Genomic DNA, 24,716 nt, shown 5'->3' with positions numbered 1-24,716 from the left:
TTACCAGTTAATTATACTATAAAATGGTACAACTACTTCTTTAAATTGTGATTATATTAAAAATATTTTACATTTATTTATAAATAACTTTATATTACAAAAAAATAAAAAATTCGAGAAGCTATCATATAGACGGCTTCCCGAGCTTATCCTTCTGCTAAAACAATTAAAGTGCTTCTATGTTTAGCTTCCCCTGCGCAATAAAAGGTACACTTAATATACTTTACGTACTAAATTCCAAGTTCATTTTCAATTAAGTAATGTTTTAAATGTTATCTCTACCCTACTTATAATAATGGAAGCTCATTTCTCAGAACATCTCCATAAGATTCTCTTCTGCAGATAATTCTTGCATGGCCATCTTTTACTAATACAACTGCTGGTCTGGGTATTTTATTATAATTATTTGCCATAGAATAGCCATAGGCCCCAGTGTTTGAAACAATAAGTATATCTCCACTTTCTGCCTGTGCAATATTTGTATCTGTTAAAAGTATATCTCCTGATTCACAGCATTTTCCTGCAATTGTTACCTCTTCACTAGTTTCATTATTAATTTTATTGGCAATAGCACATTCATATTCTGCCTGGTAAAGTGATGGTCTTATATTATCAGTCATACCCCCATCTACAGAAACATACTTTCTTATATCAGGGATATTTTTAATAGAACCCACTGTATAAAGTGTAGTTCCTGCATTTCCTATTATAGATCTGCCAGGTTCTATCATTAGAGCTGGTAAATTTATTTGCAGTTCTTTTACCTTGTCTTCTGCTCTTTTTAATATGGCACTGCAAAACTCTTTAGCTTCTCTAGGCTTATCTCCCTCTTTATAATATATTCCAAAGCCGCCACCAAGATCTAATTCTTCAATTTCATAATTCAACTCGTCTTTTATAGTTTTTATTAAATCAAGCATTATATCAACTTCCTCTTCGTAAGGCTTTATCTCAAAAATCTGAGAACCTATGTGACAATGAAGTCCCTTTAGCTTTATATTTGGAAGTGATATTGCCTTTTTAACTGCATTTATTGCTTCATTATTTATCAGAGTAAATCCAAATTTTGAGTCTACCTGCCCTGTTTTTATATATTCATGGGTATGTGCTTCTATTCCTGGAGTGATTCTTAACAGTATCTTTTGAACTTTATTATTCTTTCCTGCTATTTCATTTATCTTTTCCATCTCGTAAAAATTATCCACAACAAATCTTCCTACATTGAAACTTATCCCCATTTTAATCTCATCAATAGTTTTGTTATTTCCATGAAATAGTACTCTCTTCATAAGAAAATCTGCTTTATGTGCAGTATAGAGTTCTCCACCAGATACCACATCAAGATATAAGCTCTCTTCATTTATTACCTGACACATTGCAGTAGGCAAAAATGCTTTTCCTGCGTAAGCAACTTTATTCTTACCTTTATCCACATCAAAGTTTTCATAGTAGTCTCTACAATTCTTTCTAACAAGTTCTTCATCTATTACATAAAGAGGAGTCCCGAACTCCTTACAAAGTTCATTGGAACTTATTCCCCCTATGTATAATTCATTTTCCTTAATTTCCATAGTACCAAACAGCTTCATCAAATCACCTCTAAAATTTTTTAATATCTATCTAAATAAGCAACTATCGTAAGAATACATTATAATTATACTAAATTAACTACTCTAAACAATGAAAATACATAAAAATTTTAAATATTTTTGTTTATACACATAAATGTATGTTCTTATTTGCTAATGCCTGAAATTCTTTATTACTAACTCCACTGCCTTTTGCTTATCACTTTGCTTTATTGCACAGGTTATTCTTATCTGTGAAGTAGTTATCATCTTTACCTCTATTCCATTATCACTAAACAATTTAAACATTTTAGCAGCAACCCCAGAACTTGTTTTCATACCTATGCCAACTACAGAAAATTTATCTATATCCTTATCAACATATACATTTTCCCTTTCAGCAAAATCATCAATTATGTTAAGACATTCCCCCAAAGATTCTTTTGGTATTGTAAAAGATACATTTACTTTACCATCTATAGGAGCAGTCTGACTTATCATATCTATACTAATTTTTTTGCTGGCCAAGGCTTCAAAAAGATTTGACAGAATATTTATATCACTATATATATCCTTAATAGTTACTGCCACATCCTCATCACTAGTGGCAATGCCAGTTACAGGTTTGCTCTCCATGTTCATAGTATTTACCTCCCTAATAATCGTTCCCTCTACATTGCCGAAGCTAAGTCCTACATGTATAGGCACTTTATATTTTTGTGCAAGTTCTATGGCTCTTAAATGGAGAAGTTCTGCACCAAGACTAGTAAGTTCAAGCATTTCCTCATAGTCAATTTCCTCTAATTTTTTAGCTCCATCATATTCCCTTGGATCAATGTTATATATACCATCTGCATAGGTATATATCTCACAGATTGCATTTAATTTTACAGCTATAGCAACCGCGGTAGTATCTGCTCCTCCTCTTCCAAGAGTTGTTATATCTCCTATGGAATTAATACCTTGAAAACCTGCTATTACTACAATTTTATCTTTCCTGAGGCTCCTATTTATTCTCCTGTCATCTAAGTCTTCTATAAGACATTTACCGTAATCACCTATAGTTCTCATTCCAATCTGATAAGCGGTATAACTTATGGCATCACAGCCCATTTCCTTTATAGCCATAGCAAGTAAAGAAGCTGAAGCCATTTCCCCTGTGGATAAAAGTCCATCTAATTCTCTTTTATCCGGTTCATCTGAAATTTTCTTTGCTAAATTTATGAGGCCGTCTGTAGTATCTCCCATAGCAGAAACCACTACTACCACATTATTTCCCTCTTCTTTTTTATTAATAATATTTTCTGCCACTTTCTTTATTTTATCGATGGTAGCCAGGGAACTTCCACCATACTTTTGTACAATTAATGACATACAGCTTCCTCCTATTGGTATTGCAGCCTATATATGTGTACTTAAAGATTTTATAAATCTTTAAAATACAAAAACGACAAAGGAACACCTTTGCCGCTTTATATTACTACATAATATCACGGAACTTTGTGTACCCTGTAGCTCTCCACTCAATGCATATTATTGCATTTCATCAGTGACAACCTTCCATATATTTTATGTAAGGCCAGAATATAATCCTGTCGGCTTATATTCTTCGGCTGTAACTCCTTTTTTAATTTATCAACGCCTACCGACTCCAAATAAATACTCTTAACTACAGCACCTCTACCCTAGGTTAACAAACCCTATTAAATTGTATTTAAGTATATCACATAAGCTTAAATACTTCAATATTGTTTTATAAAATCCGATAAAATTAAAATTTATAATTAAATCAAAAGACTGAGTAAAAACAGTTGACAGAGGAGAATTGAAAGTTGAAAGTTAAATTAAATTTTATATAAACATTGGATTAGGCATATGAAAATAAATAGTAAGTCAAAGATGCTAGTTAGCTATTTATTTTAATGTGCCTTAAAATATCCTAAGGCAACATTATTGTATATAATACATGGAAGCATATTATTGACATTGACATAAAAATTATTATTGTATAAAATAGTATTAATTTTTAGAATTTATTAATAAATAATATTTATTATAAACTAGGGGGAGCAGATTATGGAAAAGTTAGATACCAAGTATGGTGTTATTAAAGGTATATCTTCCATGGACTACTATAAAAACGGTAATCCACGAGATTGCGTTGTAACTGAAGTAAATGAATTAAAGACAAATTATGGAACTTTTATTCCACAATATGAGAATGGCAGCGAAAGACGTAAACATATTAAATCATTTTCTTTCTATGATAATGGAAATTTACAAAGTGTTTATTTAGAAAAGCAAGCTAAAATCAACACTTCTATAGGAATTTTACCAGCAGAATTAATTACTTTTTACCAAAATGGCAACATAAAACGTATATTCCCTTTAAATGGTCAAATTACAGCCTACTGGTCAGAACTAGATGAATATAAGCTAGCAGAGGATATTTCCTTTGATCTTTCTGTAGGAAAATTTGAAAAGAAAATTATAGCTGTAAATTTCTATGAAGATGGAGTTGTAAAGAGTATTACTTTTTGGCCTAATAATCCTGTAGAAATAACTTCACCCATTGGTAAAGTTATGGCACGTATAGGTTTGGCCTTTTACAATAGTGGAAAGCTAAAATCCTTTGAGCCACTTAAACCAACTAGAGTAGAAACTCCAATAGGTGCTATAACCTCTTATGATACAAATGCACTGGGTATTCATGGAGATTTAAATTCTATAAATTTCTTTGAAGATGGAAATATAAAATCACTGATAACTTCCTCAGATACTATAGAAATTACTACAAAGGCTGGAGAAAAGAAAATCTATAAACCAGGTTTAAAAGTAAGTGTTATCAATGATGAAGTTATGGAAGTAGTTCCAATGAGGGTAAGTTTCAATGATAATAAAGTTTGTTTCAACAACAGCGAAGATGCATATTCTATTGATGAATGTACTTTCAAAGTAGAATGTATACCTCTGCAGACTAAATCTCCTTGTGCAAACTGTTCTGGAAATTCAGACTGTAATGGTGACTGCTGTTAAAGTTTTACTGAAACTCTAATTAGTAATTTAAGAAGGTTGCGAACTAACATGAAGGTTTTTATTCATTAACCAGTGAAAACTTTTGTGGCTGTAAAATTCCAAAAACATGGAATTTTACAGCCACAAAAAACTAAAGATTTCACTTCGTGAAAGGTGAAAGCTTCAACATCGCTTTGCTTGTTGAAAGTGATAGATTTGGCTAAAGCCAAAAGTGAAGGATATTTTTTCTCCAATTCTCTACGAAAAAATTTTAAAATAAAACATAATTAGTCTTTTATAATCATTACATTTTTAGTTATAAAGCTTTTTTCGCAGCGCAGCAGAGAAAAAGCATCCTTATAATTTATAAAATTCCTCAAAAGATTTCTCTACATAGAAATGATCGTCAACGCCACATAGTTCCCTTACCGAGTGCATCGCAAGCAGCGGCGTTCCTATATCTACACTTCTTATACCCACATGAGTAGAAGATATAGGCCCTATTGTACTACCACCTGGCTCATCTGATCTGTTTACAAATTTTTGTACTGGTATATTTGCCTTTTTACATATTGTTTCATATACAGCAATACTATTACTATCCGAAGTATATTTCTGATTTGAACTTATCTTAATAACTGGTCCCTTGTTAATAATAGGTCTATTAGTAGGATCACTTTTGTCTCCCCTGTTAGGATGAACTGCATGAGCGGCATCTGCAGAAATCATGAAGCTTTTATAAAGAGCTCTAAAATAATCTTCTCTATCTCCACCAAAGGATATGACAATTCTTTCAAGAGTACTTGAAAGTAATTCTGAATCAGCTCCTTGTTTTGTAGAACTTCCCACTTCCTCATTGTCAAAACAGGCTAGAACACTAGTAGCTTCTATCACATCAGAATTACTAAGAGCTATCACTCCTGCATGAACCATCTCCAGATCATCTAGTCTGCTGCTGGAAACAAATTCATTATTAAGTCCCATTATATTTCCCTTGTCATATTCATATAGGAAAAGATCAAAATCAAGTATTTCATCTGCCTTTATATTAAATTCCTTAGCTATAGTTTTAACTAAGAGATTATCTTTTTCTAAGGTATTATTTATAAGTCCTAATAGTGGAAGCACATCTGTCTGTCTATTTAGTTCAACCCCTTTATTAATTGCTCTATTCATGTGTATTGCCAAATTGGGAATAATCATAATTGGTCTTTTTATATTCACAAGGGCTGCTTCTGGATAAAGTAGATCCTTTCCCTTTACAGTTACCCTACCTGCTAAAGAAAGGGGTCTATCAAGCCAGGTATTCAAGATTGGTCCTCCATATACCTCCGTATTTAGTTTTACATAATTTTTTTCTGATGTAATTTCAGGACAGGGTTTAATTCTAAAGCTTGGTGAATCCGTATGTGCTCCAATAATTTTAAAACCTTTTTTAGCTATAATTCCGCTCCCTACAATAAAGGATATAATAGCTGAATCATTTCTAACAACAAAATATTTTCCACCCTTTTGAAGTTCCCATCTATCGCCTTCGTTGAGTTCAATAAATCCCTTTTTGTCAAGGACTTTTTTAATACTTGTTACTGCATGAAAAGCAGAAGGACTTTCATATATAAAATCTATAAGATTTTCAGCTAATTCTATTTCAGTACTCATATTTAATTAAACCTCCAAGTTTATATTTTTTAGACAATATAAAGTATATCAAAAAATGGCTTTATTTTTCCATAATACTAAAAAATAAATTACATACATTTGTTTCTTAGTTCGTCTTTTGAACAAAAAATTACGAATTGAAGTAATAGTATAATTACTATACTATTTAATCAAAATATCGTATAATAGGACTTAAAATATTAAGCATGTTTAAAGAAATAAACCACTATATTTATTGAGCTATTTTTTTAACATGCCTCATGCAGGGAGTGTTTAAAATGACTGTAAAATTTATAATATCGCATTTTATAAAAAATTACGATAATATAAATGACAAAGATGTTAGAGAAAAATATGGAATTTTAAGTGGAATTATTGGAATTATAATTAATTTAATGCTCTTTATTATTGAAATCATCCTTGGTATTTTTACTAATAGTATTGCCATAATTGCAGATGCAGTCCATAATCTGGCAGATGTAACTTCTTCCTTGGTAACTCTTATAGGATTTAAACTGGCAGGAAAGCCTGCGGATAAAGAGCATCCTTTTGGACATGGAAGAATGGAATATGTTTCAGCACTGGTAGTTTCTTTCTTGATATTAATAGTAGGCTTTGAGTTTATAAAAAGCTCATTACAGAGAATATTACATCCAGAGCCTGTTAATTTTAATCTAATAACCTTTATAATCATACTTGTTGCTATACCCTTAAAGCTGTGGCTCAGTCACTTTAACAAAACTTTAGGCAAGTTAATTGAATCCTCTACTCTTGAAGCTACAGGAGCTGATTCCTTAAATGACGTAGCAATACTAGGTGGAGTTATAATATCTCTATTGGTATCGTATTTTACTCATATTTCTATAGACGGCTATGTAGGTATGGTGGTGGCAATTTTTATATTGATATCTGGAATTTCCTTTATAAAGGAAACCCTTAATCCATTGCTTGGTGAAGCTCCAGATCCTAAATTGGTAAAAGAACTGAGGAAAGGTGTGCTTAGCTATGATTATATTTCAGGAGTACATGATTTAATAATACACAATTACGGTCCAGGAAGAACCATGGCATCCCTTCATGCTGAAGTACCCTGCAATATGCCAATTATGAAAATTCATGATGTAATTGACACTGCCGAAAAAGAACTTTCTGAAGAACTGGATATGTTTATAGTTATACATATGGATCCCATATGTAATAATTCTGCTGAGGTAATCAAGACTAAAAATTCTGTTATAGAAATATTAAAAAACTTTCCCATTGTAAAATCCCTTCATGATTTCAGAATAGTTGGGGAAGGTAAAAATAGAAAATTAATATTTGACGTAGTTATAAGCTTTGACAATAAAATATCAGAAGAAGAGAAAGAAATCCTTAAAAATAATATTGATACGGCTGTAAGAGAGGCAAATCCTTTTTATAGTACGATTATAACTGTAGATCAAGACTATACTCATTAAACTTTAAACTAGTAATATAGAAAAAAGGACGAAGGAAAAGCAGTTGCCTATTTTCTCTTCGTCTTTTTCTATTTTTAAGTACTAATCCTGCTCTGTTAGAATTATTGGTCCATCCTTTGTTATTGCAAGAGTGTGTTCATATTGGGCTGAAAGACTTCCGTCTACCGTACGTGCTGTCCATCCATTTTTATCTTCCACAGTTTCATAGCTGCCTATATTTATCATAGGTTCTATAGTAATTACCATTCCCTCTCTAAGCTTTATACCTCTTCCTGGTTTACCATAGTGAGGTACACATATATCATCATGCATTTTTTGTCCTATACCATGTCCTGTATAGTCTCTTACTACAGAATATCCAAGAGACTCTGCATAAGTTTGTATTTCATGTCCTATATCACCTATGTGATTTCCCACAGCAGCTTTCTTTATTCCTCTATAAAGGCACTCTTTTGTGACCTTCATAAGATCTTCTGCTTCCTTTGATATTTTTCCTACAGCATAAGACCAGGCAGAATCAGCAAGCCAGCCATTTAAATTTACCACCATATCTATAGTTACAATATCTCCTTCTTTTAAATGATTCTTAGTTGGAAATCCATGGCAAATTTCATCATTTACTGAAGCACAAGTAGCATAAGGATATCCCATATAGCCTTTTTCTTCCGGAGTAGCATTATGCTCTTTTAAAAACTTTTCCACAAAACTATCTATTTCCATGGTAGTTATACCAGGCTTTATCAATTTTCTAATTTCCTTATGGCATGCTGCCAATATTTTGCCTGCTTCCTGCATATATTCAATTTCTTGTTTGGTTTTTATTTCTATCACTATTATCCCTTCTATCCTTAAATCTCATAAAGAAATATTCAGCCAGTTCAAGTTTATTTTGCATACTATTATTTTGATAAAAACTTTCATGTACATACTACTTTTCAATGCAGAATTCACTTTGTATCTTTGACTTGCTATTCTTTAAATACCTTAACTTTTTTCTTATTATACTAATTATTTGATTTTAAATCAATTTATTCATTTGTTACTTCCATTATATTAATAAAGAAAATTGTTGGTATACTATTTTATTAAATAAATTATACAATTACAAAAACCAATAATTCCAAAAATTTATTTAGTCATTATTCCTAATTATACCACAATATAATCACATATCAATCCGTATAATGATTGTTATATTGTATAAAATAAATATGATAATATTTTAATTTTAAAAGTTTTTTATTTTTAGCATCAGTATAATATTATAATAGCATCTGACTATAGTTATGTGGAAGGGAGACCTTATAAAATGGCAAATTTCAACTCATTGAATAGCTCAAAGGCTAATATAAAAAGTGTAGAAGATCATAATGAGAATGCAGAAACGGCTATGTCTCAGCAAGTTAAAGAAGTAAAGCAATTTGCAATGGATAAATATAATGTAAATGGTCAAACTCAGAGAGGATATAATAGACATAAGGATGACAGACAATAATTAAAAAAATTATTTGATTTTTTTAGCAATTTTTTTATATCATCAATGATTCAAATAATCATTGATGATATAACTTTTTATAAGTTGTACTTAAAAATTTTAAGCAGGGCAATCTCTGCCTAAAACTAAAAACCTTGTAAGGATCAATGAATCTTACTTAATGGAAGTTTTCACTCCCACTTGCTTAGATGCTATACTAACTAATTATTTATTTACCTGTCTAATATAAATCATATCCCAGTATTGTAAAGTGGGAACTGTAAATGTAATGTAATTTCCATTAGCATCAGTTCCTTTTGTAAATTGTACATTATAAGTTTTTCCATTATTGTAGTCAGGTGAAACAAAAGATACACTCCCTACTGGATTTGTATAGTAATATTTCACAGTAAAATTAGATAATGCAGTAGGTATTGGATAATCTGCATTAGTGTCTCTCCAAGAATTATTTGATTCTCCTCGTAGGTTTATCAGATGAATAATTTCATAATTTGAATCTTTTTTAGTAAATGTCCATACTTTATTTGCCTCGCTAGTTGTACTTGTAGCAATATCCTTTAATGATGAATCTTTCAATACAAAGTATACTTGCCACATGGGCAAACATGGGTGAATTTCTGGGATAATAAAGAGTACAAAGGTGGACAAACAATTACAGTTGATGCTCCATTAGACTATATGCCTATATTTATTAAAAAAGACTCTATCATCCCAACTCGTGATGTACAACAGTACACAGGAGAAAAACCATTAACAAACTTGATACTTAATACCTATTTAGATAACAAAGCAAACTACAGTTTTTATGAAGATGATGGCAAAACACTTGACCACAATAACGGAAAATATAATGTTACAAATTTTGATGTAAAACAAGCAGGAAATGAAATTGAGTTCTCTCAAGATAAAGTAAAACAAAACTACAATTCAAGCCTGCAACAATATACATTGAAATTAAATAATGTTAATAATCCATCTAAAGTTGAAGCAGCTAATGAAAAATATACAAGCGTTCAATCAATGGATGCCATGAACAATACAAATCGTTCTTATTTCTATGACACAAACAGTAAAACACTGTATGTTCATATTCCAGTTGATGAAAACCACAATGTGAAAATTCATCAGTAAAATAATTTTGAAGCTGTCTTAAAAGAAAATAAATATCCATTAAATTTGAGAACAGCATCATTCAACTACAAAAAATCAAATTTTAATAGTAGAATAAGCTAAGGAGCTGTCTCACAATATATGTATTGTGAGACAGCTCCTTTTTAGAAAGTAATTAAAAAGAAAATGTTCTTCTGAAAAATCTTATTAATTCTGAGAATATTACAACTGTAAAAGTATATCCTATAACTTTTAGCCACATTGTAAGAGATAATGGTACAGTTCTGAAAATTTCCCCTCCAAATTGAGTTATTATTATCTGCAGTATAAATGTGAGGCCTATCATAAGCAGCATAGCTTTATTTTTCAACAAATTCTTGAATATGCTTTCATCTTCTAATTCTCTGGAATTGAAGGCATTAAATAGCTGGAATAATACGAAACTAGTGAATATTATAGCATTTTGCTGCTGAGCATTTCCACCTAAAATATTATTATTTATTAGGAGCATCATCATAATAATTATGAATATGCCATTTACTATTATGCGAGATAACATGTGCCCTGTTATTATATTAGCATCTCTTTTCACGGGCTCTTTTTCCATAAGGTGTTCTCTTAAAGCTTCAAGACCTAAAGATAATGCTGGAGGACCGTCCATTATCAGATTTACCCATAACAATTGTATAGTAGTAAAGGGAAGCTCTTTCCCCAGTATTTCACAGACAATTACTGTAACCACAGCAATTAAATTTACTGTCAATTGAAACTGTATAAATCTCTGGAAGTTCTCATATATTCCTCTTCCCCACTCTACTGCTTTGACGATAGTTGAGAAGGAATCATCCAGAAGAATAATATCACTTGCTTCCTTTGAAACCTCTGTACCAGTTATACCCATTGCAATTCCTACATCTGCATTCTTTAAGGCTGGTGCATCATTAATACCATCACCAGTAACAGCTACTACATTACCAGTCTTTTTTAGTAGATTTACTATTCTCATTTTAGTGAGAGGTTTACTTCTCGCAATTACTACTATCTTATCCAATATTTTCAGAAGTTCTTCATCAGACATTTCATCTATTTGTTGTGCTTCAACAATTATGCTGTCCTCATTAACCATATTTAATTGCTTTGCTATAGAAGTGGCAGTTACAATATTGTCTCCCGTCAACATCTTTATATTTATACCAGAGCTCTTACATTTTTCTATTGCATCATATACATCATCTCTTAGTGGATCTGCTATGGAAACAAATCCATCAAAAATCATGCTATCTTCAAGTTTATTCTGTATTTTGTTCCATTCTCCCTTTACTTCATCAATATTTCTATGGGAAAATCCAAGTATTCTCTTTGCTTGTTTCTGCAATTTTATAATTTCGTTATTTATTTTTTCCTTCAATTCATCTGTAAAATCTTGTACTTCATCATTAATTATTATCTTATCGCATAATGAAATGACCTTTTCCGGACTACCCTTTGTATATACATTATATATTCCATCTTCCTTGGTAACTGTGGTCATTGATTTCTTTTCTGAACTAAATGGATACTGATATATAACCTCAGCGGCATTTCTTATATCAGTGTAATCTACAGCTACTTCATTATTGCCATCAGATACGTAATCACGGCATTTTGCCTCACATATAGTACCTGATGAAGAATAATTACTACATTGTGCCGGTTCTCTTGAACAGTCTGTTTCACTAAAAGCTTTTAACAATGCACATTCTGTGGGATTACCTATAAATTTTACGCTATTTTCTTGTATATTAATATCTGCAGTACTATTTATTGTAAAATTCTCAATCATGAATCTGCTCTTTAAATCTGATGGATTTAATAAATCACCATTATTCCATATATCTATTACTGTCATTTGATTTTTAGTAAGAGTTCCCGTTTTATCAGAACAAATCACATTTATACTTCCTATAGTCTCACAGGCAACTAATTTTCTCACAAGAGCATTGCTTCCTGCCATTTTAATTATATTTAAGGCCAGTGTTATGGCAACTACGGTAGGCAGCCCCTCGGGGACTGCAGCTACTATCAAAGCTATACTCGTCATAAATGCATTCTGAATAGTGTCAAAAGACAAACTGTTACTTGTATAAATTTTAAATAATTCATAGGAAAATATTAAACCAGCTGCAATTATTCCCAATAAACTTATGGATTTAGCAAGCTTATCTAATTTTTCCTGCAGTGGGGTAGATTTTGTCTCAGTACTCTTAAGCTCCTCTGCAATATTTCCCATTTCTGTTTTATCACCAATGGAGGTAACAACTATAGTACCTTGTCCGTAGGTTACAAAGGTACCTGCAAAAACCATATTTTTACGTTCAGACAAACTGGTTTTAGGTTCTTTAATAATAATGTCACTATCCTTGTCAACGGGAGCACTTTCTCCTGTGAGCATGGATTCATCAACTTTTAACTGCAAAGTATCTATTAATCTTCCGTCAGCAGGAACTTTATCGCCAGTATCAATTTTTACAATATCACCTATTACTACATCTTTCTTATGTATATATTGGATATCTCCATTCCTCAATACTTTTACTTTTATATCCTCATTTATGCTATTTAATGTATCAAAAGCTTTTTGTGACCTTCCTTCCATAATGATATTAATACCTACAGAAAGCCCTATAGCAATTAATATACCTATACTTTCTGTGAATTCAGCATGAAGTCCCTGAAAATATTTGTACAAATTCATCCCAATGGTTATCAATGCAGCAATTAATAGAATAAATATCATTGGCTCTTTTAATGCCTCTAATATTTTTTTTATAATAGATACTTTTTCAGATGGTGAAAATTGATTTTTACCATATTTTTTTTCATTTTCTAATACCTGAACATCATTCAACCCCCTAGACACATCTACTTGAAATCCATTTAAAATTTCTTCAATTGATTTTTGAAAGATTTCCATTTTTCCCCCTCCATTAAATATTTATCACATTTTTAACTTATCATTTTACTTGCATATTTAACTTATTATTAATTATTCTTCTTAAATGAAATAATTATATACCCTCCTCAACTTAATCTCTAATAAAAAATTTGTTATCACTCTATATTTATTTAATGACACAACCTTATTATTTTTGGCTGGATATCAAATAAAAAAGACTTTTAACACAACAAAACACTAATAGTGTGGTTGTGTTAAAAGTCTTACAGTGACAAATGTCATGATAAAGCCAGGTTATAAAAACCAGGATGTTGACTTTATCTCCCTTACGGGTAGTTACTCCCCTTTAACAATTTCATTAAATTATTCATATAATAATTAAATACAGTTAAAATTATAAAGGGAAAATTATTAAATGTCAATATATAATAATAATATTTACATTATGATGTATAAAATAACCCATTAAATTTATTTTAAAAAAATACTGTAAATAAATTTACCTTAAAAAAACTAGTTCGCCACTTTTCATTATGTAGTATTTCTTCAATCTTCTTTCTTGGACGAGGTTCTGGACTTTCAGCTGCATAACCAACAGTAACAATGCCAACTACGTATTTATCAGAAGGTATATTTAAAATTGGTCTAATGTCTTTTTGATCGTACCATCCAACCCAGCAAGTACCCAGCCCTAAATTATTGGCTTCAAGCTGTATATGTTCAGCAGCAATTGATGTATCACCAATTACACCCTTAAGCTCTACTTGTGGACTATTTTCATCTACCGTTATAACTTCAGTTCCATCTATTCTAGCAGCTATGTCTGCAATACATAGAATAAATACTGGAGCTGAAAGCATCCATTTTTGATTGTGAGCTGCTTCAACTAATTTTTCTCTAGTAGATTGTGATTTTACCACAACAAAGTGCCAGGGTTGTGCATTCATACCTGATGGTGCAAGCCTTGCACTATCAATTAATTGAATTATTTTCTCTTCCTCCACTGATTTATCGGTATACTTTCTTATACTTCTGCGATTTTTAATTTCTTTAGTCATAAATTTATTCCTTCTCGTATTCTCTTCTACAAGGTACCATGCCCCTTGTTATGGCTTATTTACTTAACTTCAACGATTAAAAATGCACATAAGTCCGTTTTCATTCATGCATTTACCACAGGATATGCATTTGGGTGCTTTATCTGAATCCTCTTCCCAAAGATTTACTAAATTACTTTCACTTATAAGTGGTCTTGAAAGTGAGAAATATTGAATTGCTGTTGTATTCAGTATCTCATTCATCACGTCAGGAGTTCTATTTTTACCTACTAAAATTACAGGTGTTTGTATTTCTGCTGCAATTTCAGCTGCATAATCTCTGTATATTGATTCCTTGTACTCAGTTATATCATTACCACCACTGATTTCTATACCATCGATTCCTTTGATTGAAAGCTGTATACATGTGTATTTACAAACTTTAAAAGCATTTTCATAATCATTAGCATCAATGCTGTTTACCTTAATGAATATAATAAAATCTTTACTGGTTCTCTTTCTTATTTCATCATATATTTCTAGGATAATTCTAGAATTATTCTCAAGATTCCCACCATAATTATCTCTTCTCTGGTTATGAATAGAGCTTAAAAACTGGCTTAGAAAAAATCCATGAGCAGCATGAATCTCAACACCATCAAATCCTGCCTTTTCAGCTCTGGCTGCTGCATCTCCAAAGTCAGTTGCTATTGCTTTAATATCCTCAGTTGTTACATCAGTAGGCTTTAACATTTCTCCCTTTAGGCTTGCATAGCTCATCTGAGCCAAAACTTTGCTGCCATATTTATGAATCATAGAAGTAAATTCTTTATATTCTCCTATAAATTCATCGCTATAGAGACCCAGTTGTCCATTTAAAGACTTTGAGTTTTCTGTAAGATATATTGCGCTAGTAATGATAAGTCCTATCCCGCCTTTTGCAAGATCTTCATATAATTTAATAAGCCTGTCTGTTAAATGCCCCTTCTGATCCGCCATATTTTCCCATGTAGCTGAACGCATAAGTCTGTTTTTTAGTTCCATTTTATTTATAATAGTTTTGTCAAATAATGTTTTCATAATGATTCTTCTCTCCTTAAATAAACTTTATTAGTTGTAATCAATCTGGTTACAACTTAAGTAAAAAAATCGAATAAATTCTATTCAATTTTTTTTAATATATCTTTCACAATATCCTCCATTGTAAAACTTTGGAGTACCTCCTCCATGGCTCCTTGAGCCTTAAGCAAAACACACTCAAGTGTATCCTCAATATTAGCTCCTATAGGGCATTCAGTGTTGCAATCTTCATGGATTTGAAAAAGTCCCCCTGGTTGAACTACTTCTACAGCCTTATATACATCAAGTAAACTTATATTTTTTATAGGCTTTAAAAGATATGCCCCACCACATCCTGCGTGTACGCCAGCTAATCCAGCTTTTTTTAACATTCCAGTAACTCTTCGAATAACCACAGGGTTAGTGTTTACACTGCCAGCAATTAATTCTGAAGTACATACATTATCTTTTGCAATAGATAATATTGATAGTATGTGGATTGCTACGGAAAATCTACTACTTATTTTCATATTAGCACCTCCCGTTGTAATCATTATAGTTACAGTAAAAACATTTGTCAATATATTTATTAAACATTTCTATATCTTTAGCTTTATGTACTTCAACCAAATTCGATAGTAATACAAGAACAAAGTATAAATCGTTACATTTTACTCCTTAGTTTCACTCTTTACTATTTCTTCTTTTTTTCCAATAACACTAAACACTACGCCACCAATGATTAGAATTGCACCAATAACAAAATTCACATTAATATTTTCTCCCAAAAACATCCATCCAAGGAAAACTGACATCATTGGCTGCACAGGATAAAATAGAGAACAATCACCCGCTTCTATCATGGATAAGCTTTTATTCCATAGAAAATGGGCAAGAGCTGTACAGACAACCCCTATATAAATCAGTGATAGAACAACGGTCCAATCGAGGTGAATATTAGGAGTTATTATAAATTCCCCAATAGAAAATGGTAAGGTACTAACAGCTGCTATAATAATACCATAGGTAGTAATCTGAATAGGATCATACTTTTGAGTAACTCTTCTAACTATGACAGATATCAGTGACCAAGATATCACTGCAAATAGAGAAATCAAAATTCCAATTACTTGTCCACTTTCATTTGATCCACCAATGATAGTATGTACACCAACAATAGCTAAAATAATACAAATTATTTTTTTCAAAGTTAATTTTTCTTTAAGTATAATTGCTGCAAACAACATGATCGTAATTGGATTCACTGAATTAACCAACGAAGCAAGAGAGGCATTAGAGAACTTTACACCTATTAATTGCGCTACAGTAGCTATAAAATACCCTATAAATCCTATTAAAAAAACATATTTATAGTCCTGCTTTTCAATTTTTTTAGTCTTCGTATGCTTCATTATAAAAAATAAAATTATTCCCGCAATTATATATCGTACAGAAGAAATCATAAGCACAGGGACTTTTCCCATTACAAATTTACCAACCACATATAAACTACCCCAAGCACAAAAGGTTATAATAAGATATAAATAAGCCATTTTTTTATTTTTCATTTTATGTTTTAGTGAGAAATTATATGTTTCTCACTAAGATTAGCCACCTTTCATTAAAATTTTAATTTAGCCTTTACTTCAAAGAATAGCGTTATTATTACTATTATTTTATCACAGAATTTATAACATATAGAAAAATGCCTATAAAAATACATAAAAAAAGTAACACTATGCAGCAATATTACTTTTATTTTAGGCTTTGTATCTTAATATTTAAATTTGTAATTTTTAAATATTGCGGACTGAAATGGAAAAATTTACACCCCTGGGTGTAAATTTTTCCATTTATTAATTCGTACTTTCTCACTATTACTAATTGAAATTTGATTTTCCTTAGATGATCTTAACCACGGTTCCCACAGGAACCAAACTACTAAGTTCAATTACATCCTTATTGTACATTCTTATACATCCATGAGAAACAGGTCCACCTATGGAACCGGGCCTGTTTGTACCATGAATTCCAACCCCTCTTGCACTAAGGCCAAGCCATCTAGCTCCATAAGGTCCACCTGGGTTTATTTGCTTGTTTATTATTTTAAAGGTGCCTGCTGGTGTAGGAGTAGCTCCTTTCCCTACGGCTACAGGATAAAGTTTATAAAATTTATTATCTTTATATAAAGTCAAACTTCTTGCATTTCTGTTTATTGTAATGCTATATGTTGCCCTATAGTATCCTTCACTATACCGAACCGGATAAAAAACCATTCTACTATCTCCCCAAACTTGCTATATAGAACTATTATATTAATACAGCTATCAGAAAGTGAGATTTATTCTAATTTTTGTAAATTTTAAATTCTTCCGTTTAATTTCAGTTTAAAATCTAAAATTTTTGACAATGTATCTATATCTCCAGCTAGCCTATTTTAAATCTTACTGCGTCAACAGAACCCTCAGATAGCTCACTATCTTCGGAACCTGTTTCCTTGTAGGCTTCAAAATATTCGTCGCATCTTTGACTTACTATTTATTTTCACATGCCTAGTATCTTTGTAATAAATTGCATTAGGGATAAATTTAAATTCGGCAAGCAAATTCCCTATTTACTACTATCAGCAATTAGAGTTATAAATGCATCAGTACTAATAGGATCAGCTTACCGAATTAAAGATTAAAATTTCTATATTTACTGTTGTGTATACTGAGGTTCTTCTTCTTGAATATGTTTTAATCTTCCATTCAAAATTTGTAATGAATCCTCAAAGGTTTTAGCTAACTGTTGAAAATCTTTTTTTGCAGCTTCATTTTCTGTTTGTAATGCAAAAGTCTTCATTGTAGCTGCTGCTGATTGAACGCCGGCTATAGCCTGCTGCATCTGTGTTCCTACTGTCATAATTCTCACCTCCCTTCAATAAAATAAGCTTAAGAAAATCTTTATATACTGTAATCTTCTAAATACAATAAGCTTAAAAATATTTATCTACCCCATATTAACCTTTAGTCTTAAATATTAATGAAGCTATAAAGCCAAATATTATAGCTGAGGAAATGCCAGCGCTTGTGATTTCAAATATGCCAGTGAGCACTCCGATAATACCATATTGTTTATTTTCCATTAAAGCACCTTTAACTAATGCATTGCCAAAGCTGCATATCGGTATTGAGGCACCTGCTCCTGCAAACTTTACTATAGGGTCATACAAACCGAAGCCGCCTAATATTGCTCCTACTACTACAAATGCAGTCATTGTATGGGCAGGTGTAAGTTTAAAAACATCCATCATTATTTGACCTATAACGCATATAAGTCCGCCTATAATAAAAGCCCAAATAAAAATTCCCAATTTTAATTAACACCTCACTTTAAGTATCTCAAAAGCCATAGAAATGTATACTTCTTTACATTTCTATAGATACTGCATGTGCAATACATGGAATACTTTCCTTTTGCTGATAGGACAATGGTGATAATAGCGCCCCCGTTGCAACAATCAGTATTCTCTTTAATTCTCCCTTTTTCATCTGTTTAAGTAAATGGCCATAGGTAACAATAGCTGAACAAGCACAACCACTGCCTCCAGCTATTACAGGCTGATCTTTTTTATAGATCAATAGACCACAATCTGTAAGTATGTCTCGTGGAATTTTCAATCCATGCTTTTCTAATAAGTCACCAGCAATTCTATGACCAACTCTTCCCAAATCTCCTGTCGCAATTAAATCATAATGGGACGGATCTATATTTAAATCCCTGAAATGTGCTTCTATGGTATCTACCGCTGCTGGTGCCATGGCCACTCCCATATTATAGGGATCTGATATGCCCATATCTACTACTCTTCCAATAGTAGCACAGGTTACTCTCGGTCCCTCACCTGCTTCACCTACCAGACATGCTCCAGCACCTGTTACAGTCCATTGAGCAGTTGGAGGTTTTTGTGCCCCGTATTCTGTAGGATATCTGAATTGCTTTTCAACGGTAATATTGTGACTGGAAGCACCTGTTACAATATATTTTGCTGACTTACTGTCAATCAGCAGTGAAGCCAGTGCAAGACCTTCCATGGAACTTGAACAAGCTCCAAAGATACCTAGGAAAGGCATTCCCAGTGTACGTGCAGTAAAGCTGCTGGATATAAGTTGATTCATTAAATCTCCACTTATAAAAAATTGAACATCGTCTTTTTTCATATTTCCTTTTCTTATGGCTGTTTCACAGGCCTCTTCCAATAATTTTTTTTCTGCTTTTTCACAACTGTCCTGTCCCAACCATACATCCTCATGGAGAATATCGAAATCATCAGCTAATGCACCCTGGGCTTCAAATGGTCCTCCTACGGCAGCAGAAGATAGTATCACTGGTTTAGAATCAAAAATCCATGTTTGATGTCCCTTAAGCATTTACATCCCACCTAACCACATGATAAGTATTTTTACAATAGCAACAACAAAAGCAGAGAAAACCCCAAAGGCAATTACCGATCCAGAGAGTTTGAACATATTACCGCCTACACCTAATACGTAGCCCTCCGTTCTATGCTCAATAGCAGCGGAAGCAATGGTATTTGCAAATCCAGTAATAGGCACGGCTGTACCTGCTCCAGCCCACTGGGCAATATGATCATAAATTCCAAGACCGGTAAACAGTGCAGAAGTTATTATTAAAATAGCAGCTGTAGGATTTCCTGCTGTCTTTTCTGTAAAATTAAAATATGTTATGAAAAACCACTGTAACCCTTGACCTATAGTGCATATGATACCTCCCACTAAAAAAGCCCTGATACAATTTTTTATGACTGGCCGCTTAGGTTCTCTATCAGAAGCAAAATCCTGATATTCCTGTTCTACAGGAGTGAGTTTTTTCTTTTTCATATTAGACATAACTGTCACCTTCTAACGTAATAAATATGGTTCTAATTTATCCATAATTTTTTTTATCCTATCAGCATTATATGAATACATTTTTCTAACCCTTAAATCTTTTGTCTCCAAGGAAAAGGTAAATAAATCAGCCTGAACCTTTGCCATACTTGAGTAAAGTAGCTGTTTAACCTGAGGCTGAGTGATATGCATAGAATCATCAAATACATCTATAAACAAATCCCCTGAAGAATCCACCTGACCAATAAATACATTGTCAAGTGATACACCAAAATTTGATAATTGAACTTCCAGCCATTCTCGATTCAAACCTCTATTTTTTAAAGCTTCGTCCAGAATATTTCCATCTAATATTACTGTTTCCGGCTCAGACAAAGGTGCGACCTCTCTTTGTAAGTCATGAGCAGTAACAGGTTTCTTATCCGACTTTAATAGTACATTTATTTCTCCAGTGGATTCCATTACAGCGAACTCCACATCTGCCAGATTAAAGGCATTCTTTGATCTCAATTCTCTTAATAGTTCTTCACCTGTATATCTCACTTCCATCAGGTTTTCTTCCATAACTTTTCCATCTTTTATTAATATGGTCTCTCTGCCATTTATAAAATCATGTATCCAATTACTTTTTATTGCTAAATAATCCAGCGCTACAGAAAATGCAATCCAAACTGCTAATATCATAAGTGCAAAAATAGTATTGGGTACTATACCTAATGAAATTAATGCTGTAATAATAGCGATTACAATATAACTTACAAATCTAAAAGGTGTTATCTTTAATAAATTTACCTTACCAATAATTCTAACTATCACTAAAGTTAAGAAAAATAAAATTACGGATCTTAAAAGTACTATAATCCAATTTTGCATAGCCTTTTTTCCTTCCCAGGTACCTTGTATCTTTATATAAATAATCAGTCAATTTTAACTGTTAAACTTGATATTTTTTAAGATACCTTAATTGCCTTTGTATTGAGGTTCTTCAAATTCTATCTTTTTTAATCTATGTTCCACATTCTTAGTAACTGCTTCTGTAATTTTAAGAGCTTCTTTATAAGCTATGACTTCCTCTTTATTTTTACTCTGCACAGAATAAGTTCTAAGTGTACTTTCAATTCCCTTTAAATCAGCCAATGTTTGCTTTACTCTAGCTCCTACTGTCATTATTATCAACTCCCTGAATATCATGCTAAAATTATTATTATCAAAAATCCAAAAAAGTATTACTATTTTTATTTTGTTATTTTTTACATGATCTGTAATTTATTTTTATACTAATAGTTAAAGTATACTAATAACCTACAATTCGGAAATTGACATTATAATAAACTAAAACGAATTATATAGAAGTGCTAGTAGTAATCTTGTAAAAAGAATTTAATAGATGGAAAGAAACTTATGAATAACAAATAATTACTAGCTAATTTCATCAAAAAATAAAAGTTGTCTCAAAAGTAATAAATATTAATTAAATTTGAGAGCAGCCTTATTCGTTTATTAAAAATCAGATTTCAATGATTATTTTTAATAGTAGAATATTTAAAAAAACCTGTCTCGCAATGTATAGATATACATTGCGAGACAGGCTCTAAGAATCTGTATTTATATTTAATTTTAAACTTAAGTCTACTATGTGTGCTGATACAATTAGCCAAGTACTAACTACACTTCATCAGCATTGAAAACTTATCTACATAATTGTTGGTAAGATCTTTTAATGAAATATTATTATAACCAGCAAATTCTATGCCATTTACCTTAGCAGCTTCATAGTCATTTATTGAATCTCCTATTAATATTACCTTTGAATTATCATATTTATTATCTTCTATAATACTTTTTACTATATCATTTTTATGTCTAGGTGAACCATAAATTGCAGAAAAGCAATGGTCTATACCTAATTCCCTGCATAAATAATTTAATTCTTCATTCTCAGAACCAGAGGCAATATATAATTTTTTTATGTCTTTATTTTTCTTAATAAATTCTACAGTATCTTTAATAAGATAGTCTAACTTAATTAACTCACTCTTCATTATTTCTGTAAATTCTTCTGCATATTTCTTTATTAAACTATCCTCTATATTCGATTTTAATATTTCTTCATAAAAGTATTTAATTTTATGAAATCTTGATAGTCCACCATTCTTTCGATTATATTTAACCAGTTTTTCTACGTCATCTGTATTAAAGTCAGAGAAAATAGCCCTAAATCCATTATCTCTTACTTTCATAGAATCTACTATGACACCATCGAAATCAAATATAATTACATCATATTTATTAAAGTCAACCATATTAGTCATCCCCTTATTAAAATATTATATAATCTTCAGTAAATACTATTTTACCATAGAGTTATCTTTTAAATTTTTTTATATCTGAGCCGCTCTAGTTAACAATTCACAATCATAATCCATACACTTTTTTGAAATATACTGGGTATATAAATCTTCTATATAAGTTTTATCAAATTTATTTTTCTTTTCATCAACTATATTTTTAATTATATTTTCTGTATCCTTTGCCGTAAGATTTGATTTGCCAGCTAAGTAAGTTGAATAATTTGGATGACAATTATAAATTGCAGATATATAGTGAGCAGGTGAATATCCCCAGTAATTTTCTCTATGAATCTTATTTAAAGAATTATCTATTATATCTAATAAAGGTTGTATTTTATAATCTTTATCAAAATTTCTTACTAAATAATCTACAAATAACTCTGTATTTAAGTTTCCTGCTCCCCTTCCCATTCCTAAAACTGATGAATCAATTATTAATTGTCTGTCACTAACTGACTGCAGTAAAGTTATGGCATTTGAAAAGGCAAGTTGAAGATTATTGTGTGCATGTAAGCCTAATCTAACACTAGCTTTTAAATTATTATCAACTAAGGAAGCTAATCTTAAAATATCCTTATCATGCATGGATCCAAAACTATCTACTATATAGAAAGCATATATATCTAATTTATTGAATTCATTTATAACTTCTAACAGTTCCTCTTCAGTATAAGATAAAGTCACCATAGGCTGAATAAAAACTTTAAAGCCCTTTTCTATTATTTTTTCGGCCTGCTGAAAAGCTTCTCTCCACTCTTCCTTACGAAAAGCAAGCCTTATACCAAAGATATTATCGTTATAGTCCATATTATCTACATCAAAATCTCCTAAATTCATCATAACAAGATATTTAGCATTATTATTAGTTAGTATGTTTTCAATACATTCTATGCTATTAAACATAGTACTATCTCCACATCTATCACTTTTTTTGCTTATATATCCAAGCTCTATGAATTCAACTTTAGATTCTATTAAAGAATCAATAAGGTTTGAAGCAGTATCATCGGAGAAGGACCAATTATTTATATATCCTCCATCCCTCAGTGTACAATCCAATATATTTACATTTTTCATTAAAATCACCTCTTATCTAATTATTTTAATACCCTTTAAATCTATAATTTATTGATAATCCCATTTTTTTGTCTCTATCATCATTAAATTGAACAAATAATCTATAAACTATTTATCTCATTTAATTTTTGTCTAAAAGCTGAAATAGATATTTATCATAAGTATATTTCTTATTTTAATATACAAAATCCAACATACAACCTTGACCGTTAATCAAGTTGTATGTTTATTATATTATATCATATATGAAAATACAATATATTTTTTTAAATATTCAGTAAATTTTTTATATATTTTTTGATAATCTAATAATATTGCATTATAAACGTAATTCTTGGTATCTATGATGCTTAGAGATATTTATGACTTAATTGAAATTGCTATCTAAAGAAATATTGAACTTTACTTTCAATTTAAAGAAAGATTGGAGTGCTAGATTTTCTAGTCATCGGATAAACAGAATTCTTGGCATCAGGTGGAGTTTTTATTCCATTTGATGGTTAGAAGTCGTTATCCAGGGACGTAGCCACTCTTTACTCCCACTTTGAAGAAGGTGGGAGTATTAGAGTGGGTAGTCATCGGATAAAATTCTATTTACAAAAAATAGAACTGCCAATTAGCTATATATAATATATAAACTAATTGGCAGTTAAACAACACTTAACTCATTTAAACTATCCTCTGTTATTTGAATATTTATCACCCTTTTTTAGTTATTTTATGCTGATTGCTGCATTTTCAAATTCAATCTTAAAAATTTTCTCCGAGATTTTATTGAACGTCTATTATTGAATCCACAATTAACATTTCTTAAAATCTACATTTATAATTTTTTAAAACTTATGAACATAATTTTAAGATAAAAGTTACTAAATTTTCTGTTCAAATAAAACCTAGCCTCCAGTGTATCTAGTCAGCTACTATATTTTCTATAATACACTATTTGTTGTTTGCTTAATTTACTACCATCCTACAAACTTACATCTAAATTTTATTAACCTAAAAACTATTTTGTAAGCTTTTAATGAGTTAGGGTTGTTTAGAAGAAGTTCTGTATC

Annotated in this window: 23 protein-coding genes and 1 riboswitch; of the genes, 4 read left to right on the top strand and 19 right to left on the bottom strand. The window is 31.1% G+C overall.

The window, feature by feature from the left end:
* Nucleotides 1-287: 287 nt before the first annotated feature.
* Both lysA and CLOPA_RS05615 read right to left on the bottom strand, forming a co-directional pair.
* Nucleotides 288-1,589 carry a diaminopimelate decarboxylase gene (gene lysA / locus CLOPA_RS05620; RefSeq protein WP_015614497.1) on the bottom strand — a complete coding sequence of 434 codons (1,302 nt, stop codon included), beginning with the start codon at nucleotides 1,587-1,589 and terminating at the stop codon, nucleotides 288-290.
* A 153-nt stretch (nucleotides 1,590-1,742) separates the two neighbouring features.
* Entirely contained in the window at nucleotides 1,743-2,942 is a 1,200-nt protein-coding gene (locus tag CLOPA_RS05615; RefSeq protein ID WP_015614496.1) for an aspartate kinase, read from the bottom strand.
* 130 nt (nucleotides 2,943-3,072) lie between these two features.
* Nucleotides 3,073-3,259, bottom strand: a riboswitch (Lysine riboswitch).
* Between the two features lie 385 nt (nucleotides 3,260-3,644).
* Between CLOPA_RS05615 and CLOPA_RS05610 the strand changes: the two genes are divergently transcribed.
* Nucleotides 3,645-4,604 carry an MORN repeat protein gene (locus CLOPA_RS05610; protein ID WP_015614495.1) on the top strand — a complete coding sequence of 320 codons (960 nt, stop codon included), beginning with the start codon at nucleotides 3,645-3,647 and terminating at the stop codon, nucleotides 4,602-4,604.
* 336 nt (nucleotides 4,605-4,940) lie between these two features.
* On the opposite strand, the gene CLOPA_RS05605 is transcribed toward CLOPA_RS05610, so the two are convergent.
* Nucleotides 4,941-6,242, bottom strand: a complete 1,302-nt coding sequence (locus tag CLOPA_RS05605; RefSeq protein WP_015614494.1) for a M18 family aminopeptidase — start codon at nucleotides 6,240-6,242, stop codon at nucleotides 4,941-4,943.
* 278 nt (nucleotides 6,243-6,520) lie between these two features.
* On the opposite strand from CLOPA_RS05605, the gene CLOPA_RS05600 reads away from it, so the two are divergent.
* Nucleotides 6,521-7,702 carry a cation diffusion facilitator family transporter gene (locus CLOPA_RS05600; protein WP_015614493.1) on the top strand — a complete coding sequence of 394 codons (1,182 nt, stop codon included), beginning with the start codon at nucleotides 6,521-6,523 and terminating at the stop codon, nucleotides 7,700-7,702.
* Between the two features lie 81 nt (nucleotides 7,703-7,783).
* Here CLOPA_RS05600 and map read toward each other — a convergent pair whose 3' ends face one another.
* Entirely contained in the window at nucleotides 7,784-8,533 is a 750-nt protein-coding gene (gene map / locus CLOPA_RS05595; protein WP_015614492.1) for a type I methionyl aminopeptidase, read from the bottom strand.
* Between the two features lie 478 nt (nucleotides 8,534-9,011).
* Between map and CLOPA_RS05590 the strand changes: the two genes are divergently transcribed.
* A complete protein-coding gene (locus tag CLOPA_RS05590; protein WP_015614491.1) occupies nucleotides 9,012-9,197 on the top strand; it encodes a hypothetical protein in 186 nt (61 codons plus the stop codon).
* A 204-nt stretch (nucleotides 9,198-9,401) separates the two neighbouring features.
* Here the strand turns inward: CLOPA_RS05590 and CLOPA_RS05585 are convergent, their stop codons facing one another.
* On the bottom strand, nucleotides 9,402-9,773 hold the full coding sequence (locus tag CLOPA_RS05585; RefSeq protein ID WP_041710816.1) for a glycoside hydrolase family 66 protein: 372 nt from the start codon (nucleotides 9,771-9,773) through the stop codon (nucleotides 9,402-9,404).
* 12 nt (nucleotides 9,774-9,785) lie between these two features.
* Here CLOPA_RS05585 and CLOPA_RS05580 point away from each other — a divergent pair, with 12 nt between their 5' ends.
* Nucleotides 9,786-10,328 carry a DUF5110 domain-containing protein gene (locus CLOPA_RS05580; protein WP_278246034.1) on the top strand — a complete coding sequence of 181 codons (543 nt, stop codon included), beginning with the start codon at nucleotides 9,786-9,788 and terminating at the stop codon, nucleotides 10,326-10,328.
* A gap of 154 nt (nucleotides 10,329-10,482) precedes the next feature.
* On the opposite strand, the gene CLOPA_RS05575 is transcribed toward CLOPA_RS05580, so the two are convergent.
* From CLOPA_RS05575 to CLOPA_RS05510, 14 genes are all read right to left on the bottom strand, one after another.
* Entirely contained in the window at nucleotides 10,483-13,260 is a 2,778-nt protein-coding gene (locus tag CLOPA_RS05575; protein ID WP_015614490.1) for a cation-translocating P-type ATPase, read from the bottom strand.
* Nucleotides 13,261-13,718: 458 nt separating this feature from the next.
* Complete coding sequence (locus CLOPA_RS05570; protein ID WP_015614489.1) at nucleotides 13,719-14,300, bottom strand: nitroreductase family protein; 582 nt, start codon at nucleotides 14,298-14,300, stop codon at nucleotides 13,719-13,721.
* A 69-nt stretch (nucleotides 14,301-14,369) separates the two neighbouring features.
* On the bottom strand, nucleotides 14,370-15,359 hold the full coding sequence (locus CLOPA_RS05565; protein WP_015614488.1) for an NADH:flavin oxidoreductase: 990 nt from the start codon (nucleotides 15,357-15,359) through the stop codon (nucleotides 14,370-14,372).
* 80 nt (nucleotides 15,360-15,439) lie between these two features.
* On the bottom strand, nucleotides 15,440-15,868 hold the full coding sequence (locus tag CLOPA_RS05560) for an Rrf2 family transcriptional regulator (protein ID WP_015614487.1): 429 nt from the start codon (nucleotides 15,866-15,868) through the stop codon (nucleotides 15,440-15,442).
* Between the two features lie 141 nt (nucleotides 15,869-16,009).
* Nucleotides 16,010-16,906, bottom strand: coding sequence for a DMT family transporter (locus tag CLOPA_RS05555; protein ID WP_015614486.1), 897 nt, complete (start codon nucleotides 16,904-16,906; stop codon nucleotides 16,010-16,012).
* A gap of 333 nt (nucleotides 16,907-17,239) precedes the next feature.
* A complete protein-coding gene (locus tag CLOPA_RS05550) occupies nucleotides 17,240-17,614 on the bottom strand; it encodes a L,D-transpeptidase (RefSeq protein WP_015614485.1) in 375 nt (124 codons plus the stop codon).
* A gap of 421 nt (nucleotides 17,615-18,035) precedes the next feature.
* Entirely contained in the window at nucleotides 18,036-18,242 is a 207-nt protein-coding gene (locus CLOPA_RS05545; RefSeq protein WP_015614484.1) for a DUF1657 domain-containing protein, read from the bottom strand.
* Nucleotides 18,243-18,339: 97 nt separating this feature from the next.
* On the bottom strand, nucleotides 18,340-18,693 hold the full coding sequence (spoVAE, locus tag CLOPA_RS05540; RefSeq protein WP_015614483.1) for a stage V sporulation protein AE: 354 nt from the start codon (nucleotides 18,691-18,693) through the stop codon (nucleotides 18,340-18,342).
* Between the two features lie 55 nt (nucleotides 18,694-18,748).
* Nucleotides 18,749-19,750, bottom strand: coding sequence for a stage V sporulation protein AD (spoVAD, locus tag CLOPA_RS05535; protein WP_015614482.1), 1,002 nt, complete (start codon nucleotides 19,748-19,750; stop codon nucleotides 18,749-18,751).
* Nucleotides 19,751-20,230: a stage V sporulation protein AC gene (gene spoVAC / locus CLOPA_RS05530; RefSeq protein ID WP_015614481.1), complete on the bottom strand. Its 480-nt coding sequence runs from the start codon at nucleotides 20,228-20,230 to the stop codon at nucleotides 19,751-19,753.
* 12 nt (nucleotides 20,231-20,242) lie between these two features.
* Nucleotides 20,243-21,103 carry a DUF421 domain-containing protein gene (locus tag CLOPA_RS05525; protein WP_015614480.1) on the bottom strand — a complete coding sequence of 287 codons (861 nt, stop codon included), beginning with the start codon at nucleotides 21,101-21,103 and terminating at the stop codon, nucleotides 20,243-20,245.
* Between the two features lie 87 nt (nucleotides 21,104-21,190).
* Entirely contained in the window at nucleotides 21,191-21,397 is a 207-nt protein-coding gene (locus CLOPA_RS05520) for a DUF1657 domain-containing protein (protein ID WP_015614479.1), read from the bottom strand.
* 494 nt (nucleotides 21,398-21,891) lie between these two features.
* The gene (locus tag CLOPA_RS05515; protein ID WP_015614478.1) at nucleotides 21,892-22,533 is read right to left on the bottom strand and encodes an HAD family hydrolase; all 642 of its coding nucleotides are present in this window, start codon (nucleotides 22,531-22,533) and stop codon (nucleotides 21,892-21,894) included.
* A 78-nt stretch (nucleotides 22,534-22,611) separates the two neighbouring features.
* Nucleotides 22,612-23,658 (bottom strand): aldolase catalytic domain-containing protein, encoded by a 1,047-nt coding sequence (locus CLOPA_RS05510; protein WP_015614477.1) that lies wholly within the window; start codon nucleotides 23,656-23,658, stop codon nucleotides 22,612-22,614.
* Between the last annotated feature and the right edge of the window lie 1,058 nt (nucleotides 23,659-24,716).

Origin of the sequence: Clostridium pasteurianum BC1 (genome assembly GCF_000389635.1) — a bacterium.
Lineage (GTDB): Bacteria > Bacillota > Clostridia > Clostridiales > Clostridiaceae > Clostridium_I > Clostridium_I pasteurianum_A.
Note: the sequence above shows the minus strand (reverse complement) of the source record. Positions and strands in the feature narration are given on the sequence as shown.

Bases quoted from the DNA above. Each gene is read 5' to 3' on its own strand.
- CLOPA_RS05525 (WP_015614480.1), bottom strand. From the start codon at position 21,103: ATGCAAAATTGGATTATAGTACTTTTAAGATCCGTAATTTTATTTTTC.
- CLOPA_RS05570 (WP_015614489.1), bottom strand. From the start codon at position 14,300: ATGACTAAAGAAATTAAAAATCGCAGAAGTATAAGAAAGTATACCGAT.
- CLOPA_RS05590 (WP_015614491.1), top strand. From the start codon at position 9,012: ATGGCAAATTTCAACTCATTGAATAGCTCAAAGGCTAATATAAAAAGT.
- CLOPA_RS05520 (WP_015614479.1), bottom strand. From the start codon at position 21,397: ATGACAGTAGGAGCTAGAGTAAAGCAAACATTGGCTGATTTAAAGGGA.
- CLOPA_RS05560 (WP_015614487.1), bottom strand. From the start codon at position 15,868: ATGAAAATAAGTAGTAGATTTTCCGTAGCAATCCACATACTATCAATA.
- CLOPA_RS05565 (WP_015614488.1), bottom strand. From the start codon at position 15,359: ATGAAAACATTATTTGACAAAACTATTATAAATAAAATGGAACTAAAA.
- CLOPA_RS05615 (WP_015614496.1), bottom strand. From the start codon at position 2,942: ATGTCATTAATTGTACAAAAGTATGGTGGAAGTTCCCTGGCTACCATC.
- CLOPA_RS05545 (WP_015614484.1), bottom strand. From the start codon at position 18,242: ATGACAGTAGGAACACAGATGCAGCAGGCTATAGCCGGCGTTCAATCA.
- CLOPA_RS05510 (WP_015614477.1), bottom strand. From the start codon at position 23,658: ATGAAAAATGTAAATATATTGGATTGTACACTGAGGGATGGAGGATAT.
- CLOPA_RS05555 (WP_015614486.1), bottom strand. From the start codon at position 16,906: ATGAAAAATAAAAAAATGGCTTATTTATATCTTATTATAACCTTTTGT.
- CLOPA_RS05550 (WP_015614485.1), bottom strand. From the start codon at position 17,614: ATGGTTTTTTATCCGGTTCGGTATAGTGAAGGATACTATAGGGCAACA.
- CLOPA_RS05600 (WP_015614493.1), top strand. From the start codon at position 6,521: ATGACTGTAAAATTTATAATATCGCATTTTATAAAAAATTACGATAAT.
- CLOPA_RS05610 (WP_015614495.1), top strand. From the start codon at position 3,645: ATGGAAAAGTTAGATACCAAGTATGGTGTTATTAAAGGTATATCTTCC.
- CLOPA_RS05575 (WP_015614490.1), bottom strand. From the start codon at position 13,260: ATGGAAATCTTTCAAAAATCAATTGAAGAAATTTTAAATGGATTTCAA.
- CLOPA_RS05605 (WP_015614494.1), bottom strand. From the start codon at position 6,242: ATGAGTACTGAAATAGAATTAGCTGAAAATCTTATAGATTTTATATAT.
- CLOPA_RS05515 (WP_015614478.1), bottom strand. From the start codon at position 22,533: ATGGTTGACTTTAATAAATATGATGTAATTATATTTGATTTCGATGGT.
- spoVAD (WP_015614482.1), bottom strand. From the start codon at position 19,750: ATGCTTAAGGGACATCAAACATGGATTTTTGATTCTAAACCAGTGATA.
- lysA (WP_015614497.1), bottom strand. From the start codon at position 1,589: ATGAAGCTGTTTGGTACTATGGAAATTAAGGAAAATGAATTATACATA.
- spoVAC (WP_015614481.1), bottom strand. From the start codon at position 20,230: ATGTCTAATATGAAAAAGAAAAAACTCACTCCTGTAGAACAGGAATAT.